The organism is Plantactinospora soyae (genome assembly GCF_014874095.1).
In the GTDB taxonomy this organism is placed as follows: domain Bacteria; phylum Actinomycetota; class Actinomycetes; order Mycobacteriales; family Micromonosporaceae; genus Plantactinospora; species Plantactinospora soyae.
In genome coordinates this window covers 5,220,054-5,239,115 of sequence record NZ_JADBEB010000001.1, presented here as the reverse complement: position 1 = coordinate 5,239,115, position 19,062 = coordinate 5,220,054, and the positions used below count along the sequence as shown (strand labels likewise).

The window sequence follows — 19,062 nt, the reverse complement described above, 5'->3', positions numbered from 1 at the left end:
AACCGGGCCGCCGGGAGCGCCCGCTCAAGTCAGAAGTCGCCACACGCCGAGCCGGTCCGGGGCGGTCCGGCACACCAGGTCGGTCGGACCGGCCCGACAGTCCACCACCCCGGCCGGCAGGGCACCGAGAATCCGCAGCGCTCCGCCCTCGGCCACGGCCAGCAGCGACTGCCCCTGGTAGGCGTCCGGCCTGAGCAGGATGTCCGGGGACCAGACGATGGAGTGCCAGCCCGCCGGACGCGCCCGAGTCCAGCGCTCGGCCCCACTTTCCGGATCCAGGGCCACCACCCGGGTCTCGCCATCCAGGCAGGCCAGGCCCTGACAGTCCCGGACCGCCTCGCCGGACTCGCCACCCGGACGGGTCCACCGTGGGGTCAGGGCCGGAAGGTCGTACCCGGTGACCGAGAAACCCCGCCCGGCCGGATGCCGGAGCACCAGGCGGTCGGCGATCACCCGTGGATTGCTCTGCGCGTAGTCCGCCGGCGGCAGTTGGCCGGTGCCGACGAGATCGCCCGTTGCCAGGTCCCGCAGTTCGGCGGTGACGTTGTCGTGCACGATCAGCACCCGGGCCGGATCACCGGGCACCGGTTGCACGACCGCGGTCGACGACAGTGGCAACCGCCACCGGACGATGCCGGTGACCAGGTCCACCGCCTCGACGTCACCCTCCAACCGGCGACCCGCGCCGGAGACGCTGCGGACCTCCGAAACCCCCAGCCCGAGGGAGCTTCCCGGCACCCGCAGCACCCGGCCCGGCCGGCTCCACCGCACTTCACCGGTCCGGGCGGAGCGGGCGGTGGTCACCGTACGCCGGCCAACCGAGTCGACCTCACCGATCAGGACCGCGTCACCGACCAGCTCCGCGTAGTGCCGGCCGGCGGTGGAGGCCGACACGGTCCAGCGTCGGGTCCCGCCCGGCAGGTCGTACGCCGTCAGGCTGTTCGGCGCACCGGCCGGGCCGGCCGAGACCAGCAGTACGTCGCCCGCGACGAAGAACGTGCTGCCGGCCGGTACGTCGAGGTTGCCGCCCGGTCGCAGGCGCCCGTGCGGCGGGCCCGCGGCGGTGACCCCGAACAGCACCAGCAGGATCACCAGCAGTCCGGCCGGCCAGCGCACCGAAACCCTGCGGAACTGGGGCGGGGGTGGCGTTTCGCCGTCCGGGAGGCCGCGCTCGGTGCCGAGGTCGATGAGCACCGGAACTCGGCTCTCCACCTGGTCTCCCGATCTGCCGGCCCTGTTCCGGGCCCGGGCCAGCCGAGCGTAGCCCGTCCGGCGGCGAGGTCACGAGCCACCGGCGGACGGAGATCAGTCGCAGGCCTCGTCGAACTCCTGCCGGGCCTCGTCGAATGCGGTGTCGAACCGGTCGAGCTTCGGTCGAAGGGTCGTGACCGGCTCACCGGAGTCCAGGTCGGCCTCCTCGATGGTGTCGGCCAGCCGCTGGATCGCGGTCTTCACGTTCCCGCTCGCCGAGCCGGCCAACTCCGCCAGCTTCGGCCGCATGCCTTCGATCTGCAGGGTCCGGACCTCCTCCGCCGAGCCCCGCAGGCCGTGGAACTGACCCAGCACGGCGCGGGTGTCGTCGCACCCCTGTTGCGAGCTGCCGCCGCCCCGGCTTCCGCAACCCCCGGCGAGCAACAGGACCAGCACCATGCCGTACCCGAACTCGCGCTTCCAGCGACCCCGCACCCCGCACCTCCGACGGCCGTTTGCGAGACAGATCCTCCGGCATCGATGCCGACATGTCCACGCCCGTTCACGACCGACCGGGAAGCCCGGGTACCGCCGGGGCGGATCGACCGTCGTGGCCGCCACGAACACCGTGACGGCCACGACAGACTTCTCGGGCGGCCTACCGCCGGAGAACCACCGCAGATCAGGCGCCGCGCAGCACCGCCCCGAACCGGCGGGCCGCCTCGGCCACCGCCGCGTCCCGGGCGGCCACCGCCTCGTCACCGGTCAGCGTCCGGTCCGGAGCCCGGAAGACCAGCTTGTACGCCAGCGACTTGCGCCCCTCGCCCACCTGCGCCGACGCGTAGACGTCGAACAGCCGGATCGACTCCAGCAGGTCACCGGCGCCCTCGGTCAGGGCCCGGCGCACCTCGTCGGCAGGCACCCCGGCGTCCACCACCAGCGCCACGTCGATCAGCGCGGGCGGGTAGCCCGGGATCCGGGGTGCCGGCGCCACCACGGCGGTCGGCAGCGCGTCCAGTTCCAGTTCCAGGGCGCTGGTCCGGGGCGGCAGTTCCAGGGCGGTCAGCGCCGCCGGGTGCAGCTCACCGGCGTACCCGATCGACACGCCGTCGACGAGGAACTCGGCGCACCGGCCCGGGTGCCAGGGCGCCCGCTGGGCCTGCCGGACCACGGTCCGGTCGTCCGGTATCCCGGCGGCGGCCAGCACGATCCGGCCCGCCTCCACCGCGTCCGCCCAACCTGCCGGTCGACCCGCGCCCCACCAGCCGGCCGGTTCCACCTCACCGGCGAGCATCACGGCGACCCGCCACGGCTGGTGCGGCAGTACCGCGTCGGCGGCCTGGAACTCCTCGTCGCTCGGCCGGTGCTCGACGCCCATCGCGGGCGGCGGTCCGGTCCGGGGGCGCGGCTCGAACACCATGCCGATCTCGTAGAGCGAGAGGTCGCGGTGGCCCCGGCCGATGTTGCGGCGGAGCGTACCGAGCAGGGTGCCGAGCAGCGTGGTCCGCATCAGCGGTTCGGTGTCCGACAGCGGGTTGGTCAGCCGTACGGCGTTCCGACGCGGGTCGTCGGCCGGCAGGCCGAGCCGGTCGAAGAGGTCCGGCGACACGAAGGGCTGGGACAGCACCTCCACGTAGCCGTTCTCGGCCAGCGCCCGGCTCACCGACCGGCGCCGCCGCTGATCCGGGGTCAGCCCCCGGCCGGCGGGCGCTACCGGCAGCACCGACGGAACCCGGTCGTAGCCGTCCAGCCGGACGACCTCCTCGACCAGGTCCGCCGGGTCGGTGAGGTCCGGCCGCCAACTCGGCGGGGTGACCACCAGGGTGCCCGGCCCGCTCGCGTGCCGGCCGCCGACCTGGGTGGGGCTGGCGGCGGTACGTCCGTCGCCGACCGCCACCGCGCAGCCGACCCGTTCCAGCAGGGCGATCGTCCGGCCCGGCTCGTACGGCACGCCGGCCCGCCGGGCGGGCAGGTCCGCGTCGATGACGATCCGGGTCGACGGCGCGACGTGGTCGATGTCCAGCACCTCGGCACCGACGGCGCCACCGCCGTACGTGGTCAGCAGCGCCACCGCCCGTTCGAGGGCGACCAGCGGCAGCGCCGGGTCGACGCCCCGCTCCCAGCGCTTGGCCGCCTCGCTGAACAGCCGGTGCCGACGAGCCGTCCGCCCGACCACGACCGGGTCCCAGTGCGCCGCCTCGAAGAGCACGTTGGTGGTACTGGCGACGACCTCGCTGGTCTCGCCGCCCATCACCGCCGCCAGCGAGATCGGCACCCCGTCGGCACCAGCCGCCGGCGCCGGTCCGGCATCGGCACCGGTCGTCGGGGCGGGCAGTCCGGCGTCGCAGATCACCATGTCCTCGGGGTCGAGCGCCCGGTTGACCCCGTCGAGGGTGGTCAGCCGCTCCCCCGGCACCGCACGGCGGACCACCAGCTCGCCCCGGAGCGCGTCGAGGTCGAAGGCGTGCATCGGCTGGCCGAGTTCCAGCATCACGTAGTTGGTGATGTCGACGGCGAGCGAGATGCTCCGGATGCCGGCGACGGTCAGCCGCTGCCGCATCCACTGTGGTGACTCGGCGTTCGGGTCGACGCCGCGCACCACCCGGGCCGCGAACCGGTCGCAGCCGACGGTGTCGAGGACCCGCACCGGGTACGCCGGCTCGGCCGTCGCCCCGGGTGCGGGTGCCAGCGCCGGGTCGACGTACGGCACCTCGAAGGCGTGCGACAGTTCCCGGGCCAGCCCGCGTACGCTCATCGCGTACCCACGGTCCGGGGTGATCTCGACCTCGACGACCACGTCGTCGAGCCCGACCACCGGCCGCGCGTCGTCACCGGGCTTCGCCGGTACGTCCTCGGGCAGCACCAGGATGCCCTCGTGGTCGTCGCCGAGGCCCAGTTCGCGGACCGAGCAGATCATGCCGTTGGAGTTGCGCCCGTACGTCTTGCGGGCGCCGATGGCGAAGCCGCCAGGCAGTACGCCGCCGGGCAGGATCACCACCACCCGGTCGCCGGGGGCGAAGTTGGTGGCCCCGCAGACGATCTCCTGCGGCTCACCGGTGCCGTTCGCGGCCCCGACGTCGACCCGGCAGAACCGGATCGGCTTCTTGAACCCGGTCAGCTCCTCGACCTCGAGGACCTCGCCGACCACCAGCGATCCGGTGACGGTGTTCCGCAGGTCCACCACGGACTCGACCTCGATGCCGAGCCCGACCAGGGCCCGGTCCAGGTCCTCCGGGCGGAGGTCGGCGGGCAGTTCGACGTGCTCACGCAGCCAGGAAACAGGAATTCGCATGACTCAGACCACCGCATCCGTCGCGTCGTTTGACATCCCGCTCACACCTCGACCCCGAACGCGCGGGTGAACCGCACGTCGCCCTCGGCCATGTCCCGCATGTCGCTGATCCCGTGCCGGAACATCAGCGTGCGCTCGATACCCATCCCGAAGGCGAATCCGGAGTAGACGTCCGGGTCGATCCCGCAGGCCCGCAGCACCCGGGGATTGACCATGCCGCAGCCACCCCACTCGACCCAGCGGGGTCCGTCGCGATGCTCGGCGAACCAGACGTCGAACTCGCCCGACGGCTCGGTGAACGGGAAGTAGTGCGGACGCCACCGGGTACGCGCCTCGGCCCCGAACATCGCCTTGGCGAGATGGTCCAGGGTGCCCCGCAGGTGCGCCATGGTGATCCCCTCGTCCACCACCAGGCCCTCCACCTGGTGGAAGACCGGGCTGTGCGTGGCGTCCAGCTCGTCGGTCCGGTAGACCCGGCCGGGGCAGACGACGTAGATCGGGGGCTTGCGGGCCAGCATGGTCCGGGCCTGCACCGGCGAGGTGTGGGTCCGCAGCACCAGCCCGGGAATGTCCACGTAGAAGGTATCCATGGTGCCCCGGGCCGGATGGTCCGGCGGGATGTTCAACGCGTCGAAGTTGGTCCACTCCAGCTCGAGTTCGGGGCCCTCGGCGATCTCGTAGCCCATCCCGACGAAGAGGTCCTCGATCCGCTCCGAGAGGGTGCTGATCGGGTGCCGGGCGCCGCGCGGCCGACGGTCGTAGGGCAGGGTGACGTCCACCCGCTCCTCGGCGAGCATCCGCTCGGCCTGGGCCGCCTGCACGACAGCGAGCCGGTCGGCATAGGTGGACTCGATCGACCGGCGGGCCTCGTTGACCCGCTTGCCTGCGTCGGACTTGGCGGCCGGCGGCAGGGCACCGATCTCCCGGCGGGCCAGCGAGACCGGCGCCCGGTCCCCGAGGTGCTGGCGGCGCAGCTCGGCGAGCGCATCGGGGTCGGTCGTGGCCTCGAACGCGGTCGCCGCGTCGGCCACCGCCGCCGCCAGCGCGCCCGGGTCGAGCAGGGCGACCTGTTTCGGGTCGTACGGGTCGTTGCGATACGTCATGACGTGCAGCTACTCCCTCTGCGTCGCGGGCGGGTGCCCCGCTGCCTCCGCGTCGAATGTCCCGCTGCGCCGCGTGGGATGCCCTCCGCCACCACGCCGGACGCACGGGTCGGATCGCTCGCGGGCGATGCGGCGACCCGGCGTACGCGGTCGGTGTGCACCGGAGGCACCGGCGACGCCGCGGACAGGTCAGTGGGCGGCCCTCACGGGCGGCCACCAGAGTCTACGGACGGGCGGCTGCGCCGCAGCCCGCCGGTCGGAGGTACGCAGGGAGGACGAGTCAGCCCTGCCGCCCGCCGACACCGGCGGGCTGGCTAAACGAGTGACGTCGCGCGTTTCGCACGCCCGACCCACCGGACTCGGTCATCAGGTCGACATCTCCCCGATCGGTAACTGCTTCCCCGGCCATTATGCGCGCTCCGCAGTGGAAACGCCGGGGCCGGCTCGCAGGGCTCTGGCCGAAGCGTACAGGCAGACCGCTGCGGCGGCAGCCAGGTTTAGGCTCTCGGCCCGGCCGTGCAGTGGCACCCGTACCCGGGCGTCGGCCGCCTCGGCCAGCTCCGGCGGCAGCCCGTGCGCCTCCGAGCCGAACAGCCAGGCGGTCGGCCGGGCCAGGCCACCCGCGTCGGTCAGCTCGTCCAGGTCGGTTTCGCCGTACCCGGAGGCGGCCAGCACGGTGAGCCCGGCGGCCCGCAGCCGCTCGACCGCACCGACCGGTTCGGTGGCCCGGACCAGGTCCAGGTGGAACAGGCTGCCGGCGGAGGAGCGCACACACTTGCCGTTGTAGGGGTCGACGGCGTTCCCGGCGAAGACCACCGCACCGGCCCCGGCGGCGTCGGCGGTCCGGAGCACCGTTCCGGCGTTGCCCGGGTCTCGGATCTCGGCCAGCACGGCGACCAGCCGGGGAGCCCGGTCCAGCGCGGTGTCGATCGGCACGTCGATCCGGTGGCAGACGGCGACGATCCCCTGTGGGGCGACCGTCTCGGTCAACGCGTCGAGGGCGTCGTCGCTGAGCGGGGACACCGGCACCGCGCCGTCGGTGGCCGCGGCCACCAGCTCGGCGTACCGATCGAGGGCGGTCGGGGTGCCGAAGAGTTCGGCGACCACGCCGGGCCGGGCCAGCGCTTCCCGGACGGCCTGCGGTCCCTCGGCCAGGAACCGGCCGGTGGTCTCCCGGTCGCGGCGCCGGTGCAGCCGGCGGGCCGCGACGACCCTGGGGGTACGTGGGGTGAACAGTGTCTGCTCCGGGGTGCGGACATGGTCGAGGCGTCCCACCTGCGGGTTGACCGGCATGCGGGACGCCTCGATCGGGTGTCGCGGGGTCAGGCGGCCTGGGCCGACGCGCCACCGGTGCCCTCGGCCGCCACGGCGGCGCGGGCGACCTCGACGATGGCCGCGAAGGCCGTCGCGTCGTGCACCGCGAGGTCGGCCAGGATCTTGCGGTCGACCTCGACCCCGGCCAGCTTCAAGCCCTGGATGAGCCGGTTGTAGGTCATCCCGTTGGCGCGGGCACCCGCGTTGATCCGGGTGATCCACAGCTGCCGGAAGTCGCCCTTGCGGTCCCGCCGGTCCCGGTAGGCGTACTGCATCGAGTGCAGTACCTGCTCCTTGGCCTTGCGGTAGAGCCGGGACCGCTGGCCACGGTAGCCGCTGGCGGTCTCCAGCACCGTACGACGCTTCTTCTGGGCGTTCACAGCCCGCTTGACGCGTGCCATCTCAACTACTCCTTCGGGTCAAGAGAGCGCGCGTCAGCGGCCCAGCAACTTCTTGATTCGCTTGAAATCGGCCTTGGCCACCTCGACGGTGCCGCTGAGCCGGCGGGTCCGGGTGGAGGACTTCTTCTCCAGGTTGTGGCGAAGCCCGGCCTGCTGGGCAACGATCTTGCCCTTGCCGGTCACCTTGACCCGCTTGCCCATCCCGGTGTGGCTCTTCATCTTCGGCATCTTGGTGCGTCTCTCCCCTGTTACTCGCCGGTCGTCCCGGCGGGTTCGGCCGCGGCGGGCGTCGCCCCGTCGGCCGACTGCGCCTCGGCGGCAATGGCCTCCCGCTCGCGCGCGGAGCCCGTCCTGGCCGCCGTGGCGGCCGTGGCGGACGCCTTGACGGCTCGGTGCGGAGCCAGAACCATGATCATGTTACGGCCGTCCTGCTTCGGAGCGGCCTCGACGTATCCCAGTTCCGAGATCTCCGATTCGAGTCGGCGCAGGAGCCGGTAACCCAGCTCCGGTCGGCTCTGCTCACGACCACGGAACATGATCGTCACCTTGACCTTGTCGCCCGCCTTGAGGAACCGCACCACGTGACCCTTCTTGGTCTCGTAGTCGTGCGGGTCGATCTTCGGTCGGAGCTTCATTTCCTTGATGACGGTCTGTTGCTGGTTACGCCTGGCTTCGCGCGCCTTGAGTGCACTCTCGTACTTGAACTTACCGAAGTCCATGAGCTTGCACACCGGCGGGCGCGCCATGGGCGCAACCTCGACCAGGTCCAGGTCGACGTCCGCGGCCAGCTGAAGGGCGCGCTCCAGTGGGACGATGCCCACCTGCTCACCCTCAGGGCCGACCAGTCGGACCTCACGTGCCCGGATCTGCTCGTTCACGCGTGGCTCGACGCTGATGGGGCCTCCTCGTGGTGATCCTCACCGACCCCGCGTCAGCAGTGGCCGGTCCTACGTCTTCGACCCAAAGCAGAAAGCCCCGGCGCATGCCGGGGCCTACTCGACCGGTCAGATGGCGCGATTACGCATCGCGCGCCCGACCCGGCGGAGCCGGATCGGTGACCGGACCCGGCCACCAGACGACGGCGACTCGGGTGGGAGCAGGCGCTCCGCTTCTTGACCGTCTCACCCACACCCATCCAACGGTGCGTGTGTGACAGTGGTCGACTGGTAAAGACTAGCAGGTCAGCCCGCAGGATGCCAAAACGGGCACGCCGGTCGCGGGGCGAGTTGGGCCGTACGGTCAACTGCCGGGCTGCTGCTCCTGGGCAACCTGCAACTGCTGCTCCTGGGCGGCGTACTGCGGCGGCTCCCCGTGGGCGGCGGCGTGCAGGGCGCGCAGCGCGCGTACCCCGTCCACCGCCAGTTCCCGGTCCACCGCCTGGAGGGCGAGAATCGGCACCAGCTCGTCGTCGTGCAGTTCCAGGTTCGCCCAGGCGGAAGCCCGGTCGAAGCGCACCGCGCGGACCACCGCCCAGGGCAGGTCGTAGGAGCCGATCACGTTACGGACCCGGATCCCCCGGTCATCCGCCTCCACCCGGGGACGGGTGAAGAGGAGCACCAGCAGACCGCCGAGCACGCCCAGCCCGACCATTGCGAGCTGGTCGCCGCGCTGGAAGGTGGCCTGACCCGAACCGGTCGAGCCGTGCAGGCCGATGCTCAACAGGGTGAACATCAGGAACAGCGCGGGCGACAGGATCCAGCAGACCACCCGGATGCGTCGCGGACGCACCCGTACGGCGGTGGGGGCGAGGACCACGGCGGAGTCGGTCACGCCGCCAGTCTGCCATCCGCCGACCCACTCGGGCACGGCGACCTGCTCCGGTAAGCCCTCAAGGACCAATCCGCGTCGACGGGATCGCCCGCTCGGAGCGCCGTCGACGGCTCAGGGAGCGGCAGGGGCGATCCGAGTCGCCCGGCCGGACACGATCACCGCCAGCAGGGTCATCACCGCGCCGACCAGCACCGCCACGCTCGCCCCCGGCCCGCCCGGGCGCAGGTCCAGGAGCAACGCCCCACCGAGCTGCCCGGCGACCAGCGCCAGGCCGGTCCGGAGCAGGCCCACCGATCGGATGCCGAGCAGGACCGCGACCGTGATCGCCACCCCGAGCGGACCACCGATGTAGAGGTACCACTGCGCCGGCCAGTCCGTGGAACCGAGCCGGGCGAGGACACCCACGACGGCGGCCACCGCGACCATCCCCACGCTGCTGACCGCGAAGTTGACCGCCGTGGCGGCGGCCGGATTGCCGACCGCGGAGACCCGGCCGTTCAGCGCGCCCTGGACGGCGATGACCACCCCGCAGGCGACACCGAGCAGCACCAGCCCCACCGCCAGGTCACCGACCGGCCGACCGAACTGGGCCAGCGCCACCGCGCCGACCCCGAGCGCCGCGCCGGCCATTCGTGGCCCGGTCAACCCCATCCGGCCGGCCGGGGCGAGCCGGGTCCGGTCGACCACGAGTCCACCCGCGCTGCTGCCGGCCACCTGGGCGATGGTGTAGACCGCGACCCCGAGCACCGGCACGATGTACGTCGCGGCGACGATGAAGAACGCGCCGCAGAGCCCGCCGAGGTACGTCCACCACGGCAGCCTGGTCCGGAACACCACCCCGAGCCCGGTACGCATCGACGGCAGCGCGAGCAGGCCGAGCAGCACCAGCGCCATGCCACCGGTGTTGTTGACCAGTGCTCCGATGATCGGATGACCGGTCCGCTCGCCCATCTCGGCGTTGGCCAGACTCTGCGCCGCCGATCCGACGCCACCGACCACGGTCAGCCCGATCGCGGCCCATCCCGGCAGCACCTTCACCGGGACACCCGGCACCCTTCCCACAGTGACACCCCGTCCGAACGCGCCGCCCGGGGGGGCCGCCGTTCGACCCGGCTCCACGCGGCGCCGGTTCAGCTTCACAGCCAACGAGCGCGCCTGTCCGTGATCGTGACCAGGATCGCTCCCGCTCCTGGGTGCAAGGAAGGGCCCCTTCTTATCGCTTTTTGTAGAGGAAGGGCCCCCTACTAACACCTCTCCGCGCGGACACACCCCTCTCCGCGGAGGCTCAGCTATCGGTGGCGGCGGCGAAGGTGGGCGATCAGCCCGCCCTGTTCGAAGTTGACCACTTCCCAGCCCCGGCTCTCCAGGAACTCCACCGCCGTCAGCACCTTGTCGACCTCCTCCGGGATCTGCGAGCCGAACGAGAAGGCGGCGCCGACGACTCCGCCGGGCGAGGGCTGCACGTAGATGTAGCGGAACGGGTACCCGTCCAGGTTGACCCGCCCGGAGAGGATGTCGTCGGTGTGGAACCGTCGCGGTGGACGCGGCAGCAGGGGCGGCTGAGTCACGGCGCGAGGGTATCGAACCGGATCACCACTGGAACCGGGTCACCACTGGCCGACGGCAGCGGCGTGGACGGCCGGGGCGGCGGTGCGCCACCGGGCCGGGCCGTCGGGCGGTCAGGAGCCGTCCGTGAAGAGCATCGCGATCATCACGACCGACACCGCCGTACCGACGAGACCGAGGGCCAGGCCGGCGGTGGCATTCGCCGACTGCGGCCGACCCCGTCGCGGCCACCCCAGGATGATCGCCGGGACGCCGAGCAGCAGTCCCGCCCCGAGACAGATGGACATCGGAAGCGAGACGAGGCCGAGCGTGAGAGCCGCGATCGCCCTGCTGCGGCCGTCCTCCGTCGGCGGGCCCGGTGAGGCGGGCGGGCCGGCCCAGGGCGGCCGGGCCGACCAACCGGGTTGCGGCGACCAGCCGGGGTCGGTCGTCCACCCACGCTGGCCGGTCCAACCGGGCTGGGTCGGCCACGTCGGCGCCTCGTCCAGCCAGCCCACCGGCTGGGTGGGCCGTACCGGCGCCGGAGCCGGTGCTGCCGGGGCGGGGTACGGCCGAGGATCCCACCGGAACTGGCTGGGCAGGTCGACCAACGGCCGTACGAGGTCTCCGACGGTTCTGGCCGTGTGCACCGACGTCATCCGTTCCTCGTACTCGGAGAGGTCGAGGTAACCCTCTTCGAGCGCCCGCGAGAGCAACTCGAGCACCGTGTTGCGTTGAGCCGTGCCGACCCGCTCGTCCATCGCCACCGCGCCGGCTCCCTCCCTGTTACCACTGCGGTCACCAGAACAAAGTCAAGCTAACGACAGGCCGTCAAGAGGCCCGATCGACGCGACGCCCATCGTCGAGGCGACGGGCGGGGTCGGCGGGGCACCGGTCAGCGTGGGGTGAGCAGGTTCCGGCGCTCGGCGTCGATCGCGGCGAGCCGGGTACGCGCCTCCGCCGCCCGCTGCGTCAACCGGTCCCGCACCTCCGCCACCCGCTGGATCGACTGTTCGATGTTGCGCTGGGCGGTCATGATCCGGTCCCGTACCGACAGATCGGTGAAGATGTTGTCGAACCAGACGTCAACGAACCGGGTCGTTCCGTCGATCGCCAATTGCGGTCCGCCCAACGGCACGTCCGAGACGTCCGCCAGCTCGGTACGCAGCACGGCGAGGCACTGGTCGGCACGTGCCGCCGCTTGGGCCGCCTCGTCGAGCCGGGAGTGTTTGATCACGCTACCGACCACACCGCCGCCAAAGAAGGTGTCGTACGTCGACCAGCTCGACGCGCTGCCGAGCTTGTCCCGTGCCAGGTGCAGAGCCTGTGCGGCGCGGCCCGCCGCGCGCAGTGCCTCGTCCGTCTCGCGTACCTCGGCGGTGAGCCGGCCCCGCTCGCCGGCCAGCTCCAACAGCGGCGCCTGGCGCGGGTCGCCGGACTCCCGCAGGCGCCGCTCCCGCTCGTCGAGTACGGCGGCGAGCTCGTTCGGTGCGCGGTCCAGCTCCGCCAGCCGCGCCCGCAGCACGGCGTACTCCCGTCGCATCGACGCCAACCGCGCCTCGGCCTCGGCGACCCGGTAGCGCGCGGCGTCGGTCTCGGCCCGCTCCCGGGCCAGCGCGTCGTTACGGTCGCCACGCAGGGAGGCCAGCACCCTGGTCAGGGAGAGACCCTCCAACCGGTCGACGTCCTGCTGTTCCCGGGCGAGCAGGGCGGCCAACCCGTCGATCGCCCCGGTGGCCGCTTCGATCCGACGCAGGAGTTCCTCCCCCCGGGCGGTGGCCACCTCCCGCTCGCGTACCGCCTCGGACGCCGCCGTCAGCCGTTGCTCGATATCGTCACTCACTCCCCCATTGCACTACCCGGTCGCCAACCCGGCCGCGCCCAGGCCGGTCGGGCGGTGACAATGGTCCGGTGGCAAAACGCAACGTCCGCCGGTCGGCGGCGCCGGGGCCCGTCGGGCCGTGCCCGTGCGGCTCCGCAGAGGCGTACGAGGACTGCTGCGGCGCGCTGCACCAGGGGCGGAGTGTCGCGGCGACCGCCGAGGCGCTGATGCGCTCGCGATTCAGCGCGTACGCCGTCAGCGACACCGCCTATCTGCTGCGCACCTGGCACACCAGCACCCTGCCGCCTCGGCTGACGCTCGACCCGGGGCAGCGGTGGACCCGGCTCGAGATCCTCGACACCGAACGGGGCGGGATGTTCGACACCGTCGGCGTGGTCGAGTTCCGGGCCCACTACCGGCAGGCGGGGCGCCCCGGGGACGTACGCGAACGCAGCCGCTTCGCCCGGCAGGACGGGCAGTGGGTCTACCTCGACGCGGCCTGACCGCCGTGAGTTCGCCCGAGCGCGGCGCGGTGGGAAACCGGATGCCGACCTCGCGCCCGCAGTCGTAGGGTGCCGGGATGTGGGCGCCGTTCGTGCCAGGGTTGCGGCTCTGCCGGTTGTTCTACACCGAGGCGGTACGCCCGCTGCTGCACGAGGCATACCCGAAACTCCGGTACGCGGCCGGGCGGCTCGGCGAAGGCTCGGAGGTGCTCGGCTTCGACACCGAGCGTTCCGTCGACCATGACTGGGGTCCCCGCCTCGAACTGTTCCTGACCCCCGACGACCTCGCCCGGCACGGCGAGGAGATCCCGGCGATGCTGACGGCCCGGCTGCCGACGCAGGTCGCGGGCTGGCCGACCCACTTCGCCCCGGCGGACGGCCGTACCCGGGTGCTGGCGCACACGGACGGACCGATCGCACACCGGGTCCGGGTCACGGAGTTGGGCGCCTGGTGCGACGGATACCTGGGCTTCGATCCCCGCCACGACGTCGGCACGCTCGACTGGCTCGCGACACCCTCGCAACGGCTGGCCGAGGTCACCGGCGGTGCCGTGTTCCACGACGGCATCGGTGAGCTGACCGCTCTGCGTGGCCGTCTCCGGTGGTACCCGGACGATGTCTGGCGCTACCTGCTCGCCTGCCAGTGGATGCGGATCGCCGAGGAGGAGCCGTTCGTGGGCCGTACCGCCGAGGCCGGCGACGAGCTGGGTAGCCGGGTGCTGACGGCACGGCTGGCCCGGGACGTGATGCGACTCTGCCTGCTGCTGGGACGGCGGTATCCGCCGTACAGCAAGTGGTTGGGCAGCGCGTTCGGTGAGCTGCCCGAGGCGGCCGGCATCGGGGCGGCGTTGGGCGAGGCGTTGACCGGGGACGGCGCCGGTCGGCAGGCGGCACTCTGCACCGCCTACGAGGCGGTTGGCGGATGGCAGAACCGGCTCGGCCTGGCCGAGCCGGTCGAGACCACGCGTCGCCCGTTCCACGACCGGCCGTACCCGGTCATCGACGCCGGACGGTTCGCCGCCGCCCTGCTCGCCCGGATCGGTGATCCCGAGATCGCCGGGCTGCCTCCGGTCGGCGGCATCGACCAGTACGTGGACAGCACCCCGGTGCTGTCCGGTGTCGCCGACTCGGTTCGACTCCGCCGGGAGTGGACCCGGATATGGGCCTGCCACGGCTCCGCCGAGGCGAGCCGGGACAGACGACCGGGACCCGCATCGCCCGTCGGGTGATCCGGCGTGGTCGCCGGGACCTACCCGACTCAGAGGATCGGAAGATCCGGCCCGACGTCCTTGAGTCCCTCCGGCCGTGAGTAGAGGGCGGCCCGGACCGCTGCCCACGACGCCCCTGGGGCCCGGCGGGTCCGCTCGACGTCGCGCGCTATCCGGCTGATCATCCCGAGCCGGGTCTTCGCGTCGGTCAGCGCGCCTTGGAGTACGCACAGGGCCTGCTGGGTGGCTGCCAGCTCGGCTCTGAGACGTTCGGTTCGCTGCTCATGGGTCAGCGATGGCTGATCGGGCGGATGAAACGCGTGGTAGAGCACGGAAACCTCCTCGGCAGACGGGGGGGGCGGGACTGCCACCGGGCGCCGGAGGACCTGCAGAGAACCGGCGGCAGCCCCCGGGTAGCACCCCCGCCCGTCGGCTACCTGTCCTGCCAGGCGGGAGGCCCGCCTCGGATCCTCCCCCAGATCTAGCCCCCTGCGCAATAGGGAGCACCGTATCAGGAGCACCGAATTGGGTAGACCCGACCATGCCTAGCTTGCCATGTATGCCTAAGCGGCCAGGCGAGATGGTGGGGCCCTACGAGTTGCAAGAGATGCTCGGCGTGGGCCGGTCGCGCATGCGACAGCTCATTCGGCACCCGACATTTCCCGCTCCTTACCAGGAGCTTCGGGGTACGACCATCTGGCTCAAATCGGAGGTCGAAGCGTGGATCGCAGAACACCGGAAGCCACGACCGCCAGCGGACGAGGACGAGCCGGGCTGACGGAGCAGGGCTGACGAGCGGTCTCCCGGGCGACGCGAGCGCCTCAGGTTCCTTGCCCTGGTTCCGGTACCCGGGATTCTGTACCGTGCTGGCCCATGGGCGTCGTCAGGCTCCGAGCACAGCGCAGGATCCTCGGCCTCACCCTCGGGCTCGTCGGACTGGCGGTCGCCGTACCCGCGTGCAGCGACGACCCGGAGCCGTCCGGCACCGCAACCCCACCGCCCGCGCCGACGGCTACCAGCGCACCTGCCGCGACCACGCCGGCCGCCACGCCCGCCTCGGCGGACGGCTGTCCGGTCGACCCGATGACCCTCTTCGCGGCACTCGAAGCCAACAAGGAGTTGAGCGCTGCCGTCGACGCGCGAGTCAGCGGCGTACGGAACGTGGCCTGCCACCGGGGGTACGCGACGGCGGTCACCGTCGTCCCGCCGGAACTCGCCGACCCGGCCTTCATCGCCTTCAAGTACGACCAGGGCACCGCCACCTGGACAGCGATGGTCGCCGGGACGGACGGCATCTGCACAAAACTGGTACCCGCAGACGTCATTCCCAAGCTGTCGGGCTGCGTCGGCTCATAACCCCAGCAGGCGACGACTCCCGATCGCCGTACCCCCTCGACCGGGTTCTCGACGCGGTAGGCGGCGGGCGCGGGACCGGTCCCGCCGGATGAATTGCCGCCGGGTCCGGACTGAGTCGCGCGACTCGGGTCGGGCATGTATCGACGCACCAGAACATGATTCGGTACGCTCGCTCAGTTATCTGAAAAATTCCGGAAGGTCTTCGGGCTGCTGCTGGAAGCCACTTTTCCCGCCGAACCGGCCCGGCCTTCGACGCACGGCGCAAATGGTGCAGGAGGTGATAGCCGTGGTCGATGGCCCCACCATCGGCGTGCTCACCATGTCTGTCGGATGTGACTATTTCGGCAGCATTCTCGGCGGAATCGCGCGGACGACGGCGGCTGCGGGCGGCCGGATGATCGCGATTCAGACCCTGGGCGCGGGGACCTTCGACTTCGACCCGCCCGAACCTCCCGATTTCCGGCATCCCGTCGCGTGGGACCACGTCTCCGCGTTCGTCGTCATCCTCAACTCCGCGTCGCTGGTGTACCTGGAGGCGATCCGACGCGCCGGCAAGCCGGTCATCATGATCAGCGACGAGATGCCCGGCCTGTCATGTCCCGTCGTCCTGCCCGACAACCGGAGCGGCGTCCGTGAGGCAGTCCTTCACCTGGTCGAACACGGCCATCGGGAGATCGCCTTCGCCGGGTACCTGGAATTGCGGGATCTCCGCGAGCGGTACGAGGCCTATCGCGACGCCCTCATAGAGTGCGGCATAACGCCGCGCGCCGATCTGCATTTCGACACCGGCGACAACCGGGAGAGCGGCGGCGAGCGCGCCGCGCGGGCGATGCTGGCCGCCGGAATGCCCTCGACGGCGGTGCTGGCCGGAAATGATCTCAACGCGATCGGGTTGATGCGAACCCTGCTGGCGTCCGGGGTTGACGTACCGCGCGAGCAGGCGATAGTCGGCTTCGACGACATGGACGGGGTCGTGTACCTCACCCCGAGCCTCTCCACCGTCCGGCAGAGTTTCAAGAACCTGGGCCAGATCGCCGCACGGCTGGCGTTGCAGGCCGTCGCCGGCGACGAACCCGAGGCCCGCACCTGGTACGTCCCCACGACTTTCCGGCCCCGCGAGTCGTGCGGCTGCCCCGACACCCTGATGCCGGGGCCGCCCTCGACAGCCTCGCCGCCCGACGGGTCGACCACCGAGCAGCTGGTCGCCCAGCTCACAGCGGTCCTGACACCAGGGCCCGCCGATCCGGCGGGCCGGGCCACGATCGCGGGTGCCGGTGCCCTGGTCGCGGACGCACTCGCGGCGGCGGCCGACGGTACGCCGGCACCGAATCCCCTCGAACTCCGACAGGCCCTGGTGGGACTCCAGATGCTGAACCAGCGGCATCCGGAGGGCGCCGTCCAGATGATGCAGCACATCCGGCAGTTCGGGCTGCGCCTGGCGCAGCGGATCGGCGGCGACAACCAGGCCGGAGCCGAGCGGGTCCGGGCCGGCACCGAGGACATCGTCGTGGCCCTGGCGCAGAGCCGCTCGCGGACCCGGACGGTCGAGGAGAACGAGTTCCTGACCACCCTCAAGATGCTGTACACCGTCAGCAAGAACCTGCTGCGCAGCCACGAGAAGGATCCCCGGGGACTGGCCTGGATCCAGGACACCGACGCCCGTGGCGGCTGCCTCGGCCTGTGGTCACACTCCACGGACACCGACCACGGCACCGAACGGAAGCTCGACGTCGTCGCGATGTTCGAGCGCGACCGTGGGCTGGTGCCGACCCCGGTCGGGCCGGTGTCGCTGCGGTCGTTTCCGCCCGCCGAGCTGGTCGAACTCGCCGACCTGGACGCCGACCAGATGGTGTACGTGGCGCCGCTGAAGATCGGTACGAGTGACTGGGGGATGCTCGCCCTCGTCGGCCCGATCGAGGCCGACCTGGAGATCGGTCGGGAGATGATGAACCAGTGGGCGGCGCTGCTGACGATCGCCCTCGACCACGCGGCGGTGCTGAAATCCCTGCGCGCGCAGGAGGATCTTCTCCGGCACGCGGCGCTCTACGATCCGCTCACCGGGCTGGCCAACCGGACGCTGTTCCTGAAGAAACTGGAGGAGGCCGTCGGCTCCCATGCGCGGCATCCGGACCGCCACTACTCGGTGCTGCTGTTGGATCTCGACGGCTTCAAACTGGTCAACGACAGCCTGGGGCACCTGGCCGGGGACCGGCTGCTCGTCCAGGTCGCCGAGCGGATCCGGGCGAACACCTGGGCGGCCGACGTCACGGCACGCTTCGGCGGGGACGAGTTCGCGATCCTGCTCAGTCACCTGGCCGACGGCGAGGGCCCGGTCGCGGTCGCGGAGCGGATCCGTGCCGCGCTGGACCTTCCGTTCCGGCTCGGTGAGGAGGAGTTCGTCGTCTCCGCCAGCATCGGCATCTCGCGCAGCACGACCGGCTACCAGCATGCCGAGGACGTGATCCGGGACGCCGACACCGCGATGTACTCGGCGAAGTGGCGGCGCAAGGGTTCGCACGCCGTGTTCGACATCGCGATGCACGAGCGGGTGGTCGGTCGGCTGCGTACCGAGGCGGAGCTGCGCCGGGCCCTGGAGACCCGGGCCTTCGAGTTGCACTACCAGCCGATCGTACGACTGAGCGACGGCCTCACCTGTGCGTTCGAGGCACTGGTGCGCTGGCGCCATCCCGTACGAGGGCTGGTGATGCCCAACGACTTCCTGCCGATCGCGGAGGAGAGCGGGCTCATGCCGCCGATCGGGCGCTGGGTCCTCGCCGAGGCGTGCCGGCAGATCAGTGCCTGGCGGGCGTGCGGGCTCGGCCCGGACGGACTGCGGATGAGCGTCAACGTCTCCAATCGGCAGTTCTGGCACACCCGGCTCATCGAGGACGTCGAGGAAAGCCTGCGGGCGGCGAACCTGGATCCGGCGGCTCTCATCATCGAGATAACCGAGGGCGTGATCGTGCACGACGTGGAGGCGGCCCGGACGAAGTTGGCGGCGCTGCACGAGATGGGCGTACAGCTCCACATCGACGACTTCGGCACCGGCTACTCCTCGTTGCAGGCCCTGCACCATCTGACCATCGACGCCTTCAAGATTGACCGCTCGTTCGTGGCGCCGTTGGCGACGGACGAGAAGAGCCGGGAGTTGGTGCGCTCGATCGTGTCGATGGGCATCAACCTCGGGCTCGAGCTGGTGGCGGAGGGCATCGAGACCACCTCACAGCGGGACCAGTTGCGGTTCTACGGCTGCCACCACGGGCAGGGGTACCTCTTCTCCGGCCCGGTCCCGGGAACGGACGCCGAGGCCATCCTCCGGAACGGAACTCCGGCCGACGCTCGACGGATGACGGTCCGGGCCGCCTGGTAACCGGGCCACCTGCCAATCGGGCCGCCTGGCAATCGGAATGCCTCGTACTCGGGCCGCCCGGTGATCGGTCGATGGCCGATCCGATCGGGAAGACCACGTCCCGGATATCGACTATCGTCGCTTGATATGTTTCGATCGAATCAACGAAACATTTCAACACCCACCACCGGCGGCCCACCCCGCCACG

At 71.6% G+C, this 19,062-nt stretch carries 18 protein-coding genes; 4 read left to right on the top strand and 14 right to left on the bottom strand.

The window, feature by feature from the left end; all coding sequences use genetic code 11:
* Positions 1–24: 24 nt before the first annotated feature.
* The 13 genes from H4W31_RS44340 to H4W31_RS23225 form a co-directional block, all read right to left on the bottom strand.
* Positions 25–1,212: an outer membrane protein assembly factor BamB family protein gene (locus H4W31_RS44340; RefSeq protein WP_192768595.1), complete on the bottom strand. Its 1,188-nt coding sequence runs from the start codon at positions 1,210–1,212 to the stop codon at positions 25–27.
* 93 nt (positions 1,213–1,305) lie between these two features.
* Complete coding sequence (locus H4W31_RS23280) at positions 1,306–1,686, bottom strand: hypothetical protein (RefSeq protein WP_192768594.1); 381 nt, start codon at positions 1,684–1,686, stop codon at positions 1,306–1,308.
* Between the two features lie 187 nt (positions 1,687–1,873).
* On the bottom strand, positions 1,874–4,483 hold the full coding sequence (locus tag H4W31_RS23275) for a phenylalanine--tRNA ligase subunit beta (protein WP_192768593.1): 2,610 nt from the start codon (positions 4,481–4,483) through the stop codon (positions 1,874–1,876).
* Between the two features lie 41 nt (positions 4,484–4,524).
* Complete coding sequence (pheS, locus tag H4W31_RS23270; protein WP_192768592.1) at positions 4,525–5,586, bottom strand: phenylalanine--tRNA ligase subunit alpha; 1,062 nt, start codon at positions 5,584–5,586, stop codon at positions 4,525–4,527.
* Positions 5,587–5,994: 408 nt separating this feature from the next.
* Entirely contained in the window at positions 5,995–6,879 is an 885-nt protein-coding gene (locus H4W31_RS23265; protein WP_192768591.1) for a TrmH family RNA methyltransferase, read from the bottom strand.
* Positions 6,880–6,908: 29 nt separating this feature from the next.
* A complete protein-coding gene (rplT, locus tag H4W31_RS23260; RefSeq protein ID WP_192768590.1) occupies positions 6,909–7,301 on the bottom strand; it encodes a 50S ribosomal protein L20 in 393 nt (130 codons plus the stop codon).
* 33 nt (positions 7,302–7,334) lie between these two features.
* On the bottom strand, positions 7,335–7,529 hold the full coding sequence (rpmI, locus tag H4W31_RS23255) for a 50S ribosomal protein L35 (RefSeq protein ID WP_192768589.1): 195 nt from the start codon (positions 7,527–7,529) through the stop codon (positions 7,335–7,337).
* Between the two features lie 20 nt (positions 7,530–7,549).
* Complete coding sequence (infC, locus tag H4W31_RS23250) at positions 7,550–8,179, bottom strand: translation initiation factor IF-3 (protein WP_192768588.1); 630 nt, start codon at positions 8,177–8,179, stop codon at positions 7,550–7,552.
* Between the two features lie 361 nt (positions 8,180–8,540).
* The gene (locus H4W31_RS23245; protein ID WP_318783747.1) at positions 8,541–9,056 is read right to left on the bottom strand and encodes a PH domain-containing protein; all 516 of its coding nucleotides are present in this window, start codon (positions 9,054–9,056) and stop codon (positions 8,541–8,543) included.
* A 126-nt stretch (positions 9,057–9,182) separates the two neighbouring features.
* Entirely contained in the window at positions 9,183–10,133 is a 951-nt protein-coding gene (locus tag H4W31_RS43820) for a DMT family transporter (protein ID WP_318783360.1), read from the bottom strand.
* 227 nt (positions 10,134–10,360) lie between these two features.
* Positions 10,361–10,639, bottom strand: coding sequence for a hypothetical protein (locus H4W31_RS23235; protein ID WP_192768587.1), 279 nt, complete (start codon positions 10,637–10,639; stop codon positions 10,361–10,363).
* 111 nt (positions 10,640–10,750) lie between these two features.
* Positions 10,751–11,377, bottom strand: coding sequence for a DUF1707 and DUF4190 domain-containing protein (locus H4W31_RS23230; protein ID WP_225947005.1), 627 nt, complete (start codon positions 11,375–11,377; stop codon positions 10,751–10,753).
* A 134-nt stretch (positions 11,378–11,511) separates the two neighbouring features.
* Positions 11,512–12,459, bottom strand: coding sequence for a hypothetical protein (locus H4W31_RS23225; RefSeq protein WP_192768585.1), 948 nt, complete (start codon positions 12,457–12,459; stop codon positions 11,512–11,514).
* A gap of 68 nt (positions 12,460–12,527) precedes the next feature.
* On the opposite strand from H4W31_RS23225, the gene H4W31_RS23220 reads away from it, so the two are divergent.
* The gene (locus H4W31_RS23220; RefSeq protein WP_318783359.1) at positions 12,528–12,941 is read left to right on the top strand and encodes a YchJ family protein; all 414 of its coding nucleotides are present in this window, start codon (positions 12,528–12,530) and stop codon (positions 12,939–12,941) included.
* A gap of 77 nt (positions 12,942–13,018) precedes the next feature.
* Positions 13,019–14,170: a DUF4037 domain-containing protein gene (locus H4W31_RS23215; RefSeq protein ID WP_192768584.1), complete on the top strand. Its 1,152-nt coding sequence runs from the start codon at positions 13,019–13,021 to the stop codon at positions 14,168–14,170.
* A 29-nt stretch (positions 14,171–14,199) separates the two neighbouring features.
* Here the strand turns inward: H4W31_RS23215 and H4W31_RS23210 are convergent, their stop codons facing one another.
* Positions 14,200–14,481 (bottom strand): hypothetical protein, encoded by a 282-nt coding sequence (locus H4W31_RS23210; RefSeq protein ID WP_192768583.1) that lies wholly within the window; start codon positions 14,479–14,481, stop codon positions 14,200–14,202.
* A gap of 541 nt (positions 14,482–15,022) precedes the next feature.
* On the opposite strand from H4W31_RS23210, the gene H4W31_RS23205 reads away from it, so the two are divergent.
* On the top strand, positions 15,023–15,505 hold the full coding sequence (locus tag H4W31_RS23205) for a hypothetical protein (protein WP_192768582.1): 483 nt from the start codon (positions 15,023–15,025) through the stop codon (positions 15,503–15,505).
* Positions 15,506–15,791: 286 nt separating this feature from the next.
* A complete protein-coding gene (locus tag H4W31_RS23200; protein ID WP_192768581.1) occupies positions 15,792–18,875 on the top strand; it encodes an EAL domain-containing protein in 3,084 nt (1,027 codons plus the stop codon).
* Positions 18,876–19,062 lie beyond the last annotated feature (187 nt).